At 78.3% G+C, this 4,435-nt stretch carries 3 protein-coding genes and 1 pseudogene; all 4 read left to right on the top strand.

The window, feature by feature from the left end:
- Positions 1 to 215 (top strand): annotated as a pseudogene (locus ONA70_RS34975) (patatin-like phospholipase family protein); the annotation flags it as partial.
- Positions 215 to 1,237 (top strand): 1-acyl-sn-glycerol-3-phosphate acyltransferase, encoded by a 1,023-nt coding sequence (locus ONA70_RS34980; protein WP_265010763.1) that lies wholly within the window; start codon positions 215 to 217, stop codon positions 1,235 to 1,237. The pseudogene ONA70_RS34975 and the gene ONA70_RS34980, both read left to right, overlap by 1 nt.
- 35 nt (positions 1,238 to 1,272) lie before the next feature.
- The gene (gene cutA, locus ONA70_RS34985) at positions 1,273 to 1,593 is read left to right on the top strand and encodes a divalent-cation tolerance protein CutA (RefSeq protein WP_265010764.1); all 321 of its coding nucleotides are present in this window, start codon (positions 1,273 to 1,275) and stop codon (positions 1,591 to 1,593) included.
- A gap of 47 nt (positions 1,594 to 1,640) precedes the next feature.
- A partial coding sequence (locus ONA70_RS34990; RefSeq protein ID WP_265010765.1) for a hypothetical protein occupies positions 1,641 to 4,435 on the top strand: 2,795 nt, incomplete at its 3' end.

A 4,435-nucleotide genomic window follows, 5' to 3' on the forward strand; every position in this document is an offset into this window, starting at 1 on the left:
CCCAGGTGGCCTTCGAGATCGCCCGGCGGCACCGGTTCGCCCGCGAGATGGCGGCCCTGCCGGAGGGGGTGGAGGTGCACGTGCTCCCCACCGGCGGCCCGGGGCCGCGGGAGGACAGCCCGTGGGCGTACCGCGACATGGCGGCGGTGGGGCGGCGGATCAGCCGCGCGTACACCGCCTCGCGCCGCTACCTGGACTCCCAGCTGGAGCGCTGATGCCGCTGCCGCCGCGGTGGGTACGCCGGTTGCTGCTCGCACCCGGCGTGGTGCTGCTCGCGGTCGCCGTCCTGGCCACCCTGCCCGGCTGGGCGCTGCTCGCGCTGGCCGCCTCGCCGCTGGTGCCGGGGCGGCTCCGGCCGCTGCGGCTGCTCTGGGTCGGCACCGTCTACCTGGTCTGGGACGCGGCCGCGCTGGTCGCCCTCTTCGCGCTCTGGCTGGCCTCGGGCTTCGGGGCGTACAAGCGCTCGCCCGCCTTCCAGCGGGCGCACTACCTGCTCGTCGGCCGCTTCCTCCAGGTGCTGTTCTGGCAGGCCCGCTGGGCGCTGCGGCTACGGATCGACGTGGTCGGCACCGACCCGGACACCGCGCTGCCTGGCCGCCCCGAGCTGGTGCTCTGCCGGCACGCCGGGCCCGGTGACTCGTTCATCCTGATCCACGCGCTGGTGAACTGGTTCCACCGGGAGCCCCGGATCGTGCTCAAGGAGAGCCTCCAGTGGGACCCGGCGATCGACGTCATGCTCAACCGGCTGCCCAACCGGTTCATGGCGCCCGGACCGGACGGCCGGGATCCGGCGGTCCGGCAGATCGCCCACCTCGCCACCGACCTGGACGACGACGACGCGTTCGTGATCTTCCCGGAGGGCGGCAACTTCACGCCGAAGCGGCGGCTGCGGGCCATCGCCCGGCTGCGCGCGCTCGGCCTGGAGCGGATGGCGCTGCGCGCCGAGCGGATGCAACACGTGCTCGCCCCGCGGCCGGGCGGGCTGCTCGCCGCCCTGGACGCCGCCCCGGACGCCGGGGTGGTCTTCGTGGCACACACCGGGCTGGACCGGATGCTCACCGTCACCGACGTGTGGCGGGAGCTGCCGATGGACAAGCGGATCGTGATGCGCTTCTGGTCGGTACCGCCCGAGGACATCCCCACCGGCAAGCAGGAGCGCATCGACTGGCTCTTCGACTGGTGGGCGCGGATCGACCGGTGGATCGCCGCCAACCGCGACGGGGTGGCCGCCGGCTGACCCACTTCCGCCGGTCCGCCGCGTAGGGTGCGCTCGTGGAGCAGATCTGCGTGGTGACGACGGTGGTGGACGCCCGCCAGGTGGCGGACGTGCTCGCGGCGGCGGCCGTCGCCGGCCGGCTGGCGGCCTGCGCCCAGGTCGGCGGCCAGGTGGACAGCACCTACTGGTGGCGGTCCGCGATCGAGACCACCAGCGAGTGGTCGGTGCAGTTCAAGACCGTGCCGGACCGGGTGGACGCCCTGGTCGACCAGCTCCGCGCCGGCCACCCGTACGAGGTGCCGGAGATCCTGGTGGCCCGGGTGGAGAGCGGCAACCCCGACTACGCGGCCTGGGTGCGCGAACAGACCCGGCCATAGGTACGGCTACTCTGTCCCGCCTTGCGGGCGGCGTCGATGCTGGTCCGGTGGAGAACACCGGCTACCCCTGTCCCGGCTGCGGCGCTCCCGCCGACCTCGTCGCCGGCTGCCGCGGCTGCGGCCGCCCCCCGTACCCGCCGGCCGCCGAGGTGATCCGGCTGGACCGGGAGATCGCCACGCTGGCCCCGCAGGTGGAGCAGGCCCGGCTGGCGTACCACCAGCTGGCTGAGCGGCTCGGCGGGGCCCGCGTCCGCCGGGCGGAGCTGAGCGCCCGGATCCGGCTGGAGATCCCGCCGCCGCGCCCGGTCGCGCCGGCGGCGGTCGGGCCCGTGCCGCCGGTCGGGGCCGTGCCACCAGTCGGACCACTGCCGCCGGTCGGGCCCGTGCCGCCGCTGCCGGCCGCCGCCGGACCCGGCGGGGCGGAGACCTCGACCAGGGCCGTGCAGGGTCTCCTCTTCGTCCTCGGTGGACTGCTGCTCGGCACCGCGGCGGTGGTCTTCACCGCGGTCGCCTGGGCCGCGTTCGGGGTCGCCGGCCGGGCGCTGATCCTGCTCGCCTGCACCGCGCTCGCCCTCGCCGCGCCGCTGGTGGCCCGCCGGCGCGGGCTGCCCGGCACCGCCGAGACGTTCGCCGCCGTGGGGCTGCTGCTGGTGCTGCTCGACGGGTACGCCGCCTGGTCGGTGGACCTGTTCGGGGTGGCCGGCTGGCCGGGGAGCCGGTACACCGCGCTGGTCGGGGGGATCGGCGTGGCCGTGGCGGCCGGGTACGCGCGGCTGAGCCGGCTCACCGTGCCGTGGTTCGCCGCGCTGCTGACCGCGCAGCCGGTCCTGCCTCTGGCGGTGGCGGCGGCGGAGCCGTCCGCCGCCGGCTGGGCGGCGGTCCTCACCGGGTCGGCGCTGGGCGACCTCGTGGTGGTGGTCGTCCTGCGGAACCGGATCGCGTCGCGGGTGGGCGACGGGATCCGGGGCCCGGCCGGGCCGCCGGGTCGGCGCGGGGTGCCGGCGGCGCTGCTCGCCGGGCAGGTGCTCGCCTGGATCGGGCACGGGCTCGCGCTGGCCGTCGCGGCCGGCTGCGCGCTGGTGCCGCTGGTCCTGGGGCGGGCGGCCGGCACCCCGCTGCTGGCCGGTGGTCCGCTGCTGCTGGTGGCGCTCGCCGTGCTCGCCGGCGCGCTGGCGGCCGGCGGTCGCACGTACCGGGCGGTCGCGGCCGGGCTGCTGGTGCCGGTGCTGGCCACCGCGCTGCTCCGGCCGGTCGCCGAGCTGCGACCGGGACTGCTGTTGCTGGCCGCCGCACTCGTGGTGGCCGGGCTGGCCGGGGCGGTGCGGGCGTTGCCGGAGCCCCTGCGTACCGGGCCGCGGGTGGGGGCGTTCGCGATCGCGGTCGGGCTGGGCCAGGTGGTCGTGGCCGGCGCCGCGCTGGTCGGCGGGGCCACCGCGCTCGCCTCGTCTCCGGCCTGGTCCGGGGCGGATCCCGTGCCGGCCTGGTCGTGGGGCTGGCAGCTCGTGGTGGCCGTCCCGCTCACCGCCGGGGCGGTGGCGCTGCACGTGCCCCGGGCGGGTTGGCCGGTCGTGGGCGCGGTCGCCGCCACGCTGGCCGTGCTGGCCGCGCCCGCCGTCACGGCCACCCGGTGGCCGCTGGTGGTGGCGTTCGACCTGGTCGCGGCCACCGCACTGCTGCTCGCCGCGGCGTGCCGGCCGAACCGCCGGTATCCGGCCGTCGTCGTTCCCGCGCTCGCCGCCGCTGTGCTGTGCGGGCACGCCCTGCTGGTCGGCCGCGCCGCTCCGGCCGGGGCGGGCACCGCGTTCGCCGTCATCGCCGCCCTCGGCGTGCTGACCGCGGCCCTGGGCCGGCCCGGCACGGGTGTGCAGCCGGTCGTCGGGGGCGTGGCGCTGGCCGTGGCGCTGATCGCCGTACCGCCGGCGGTGGCGGTGGCGCTGCTCGGCTTCGGTGCACCGTCCTGGTGGCAGCTCCGGGGCGCGTCCGCCGCCGTCGCGGTGCTGGTGGTCGCCGTCCTCGCCGTCCGTCGACACTGGCCCGACCTGCACGGGTACGCCTCGACCGGCTTCGCCCTCGTACTCGCCACCGTCGCGGCCACGCCGCTGGTCCTGCCGGGTGACGAACCGGTGTCGCTCTACGCCGCCTCGGGGGTGCTGCTGGCGCTGGCCGTCGGCGCGGGTGCCCGGCCGCGTACCGCCCCGGGGGTGGTCGGCGCCGGGTTGGCCGGGCTGGCGCTGGCCGCCGCCGCCCCGGCGATCCTCGGCGTGCTGCGGAACCTGCCGGTCCGGCCCTGGTCCGGGGCGCCTGCCGTCGGGCCGGCACCGGGTGCGCTGCGCGCCGGGCTGGCGCTGCTGCTGCTCGCGGCCGCCGCCGCGGCGTACGCCTGGATCGCGGCGGCTTCGGGCCGCCGGGCGGTGCCGGACGCCCCGGGCCGGAGTCGTCCGCGCGCCGGCTGGTGGTCGGCCGGGCTGGCCGCGTCGCCGTTCGGCGCGGTCGCCCTGCCGGTGCTGCTGGCGGCGGCCGGTGCGCCCTGGCCGGTGGTGCCGGCCGTGGCGTTCGGCACCGGCCTGGCCGCGCTGCTGGTCGCGGCGCTCGCCCCAGCGCGCCCGGCGCTGCGGCCGGTGACCCTGCCGCTGGGGGCGGTGCTCACCGTGCCCGGGCTGGCCGGACTCCTCGCCACCCGGGCGGGGACGCTGGTCGGGCTGGGTGCGCTGGTGGTGGCGTCGACCGCGGTCGGGGCGGCCGGTCGATCGGCCGGTACCCGGCTCGCCGGCTGGCTGGCGGCCGTGGTGGCGGTCACCGGCTTCGCGGTGACCGCCACGCTGGCCGCCGGGCAGCCGTTGCG

Origin of the sequence: Micromonospora yasonensis (assembly GCF_026013475.1) — a bacterium.
Classification (GTDB): domain Bacteria; phylum Actinomycetota; class Actinomycetes; order Mycobacteriales; family Micromonosporaceae; genus Micromonospora; species Micromonospora yasonensis.

Bases quoted from the DNA above. Each gene is read 5' to 3' on its own strand.
- ONA70_RS34980 (WP_265010763.1), top strand. From the start codon at position 215: ATGCCGCTGCCGCCGCGGTGGGTACGCCGGTTGCTGCTCGCACCCGGC.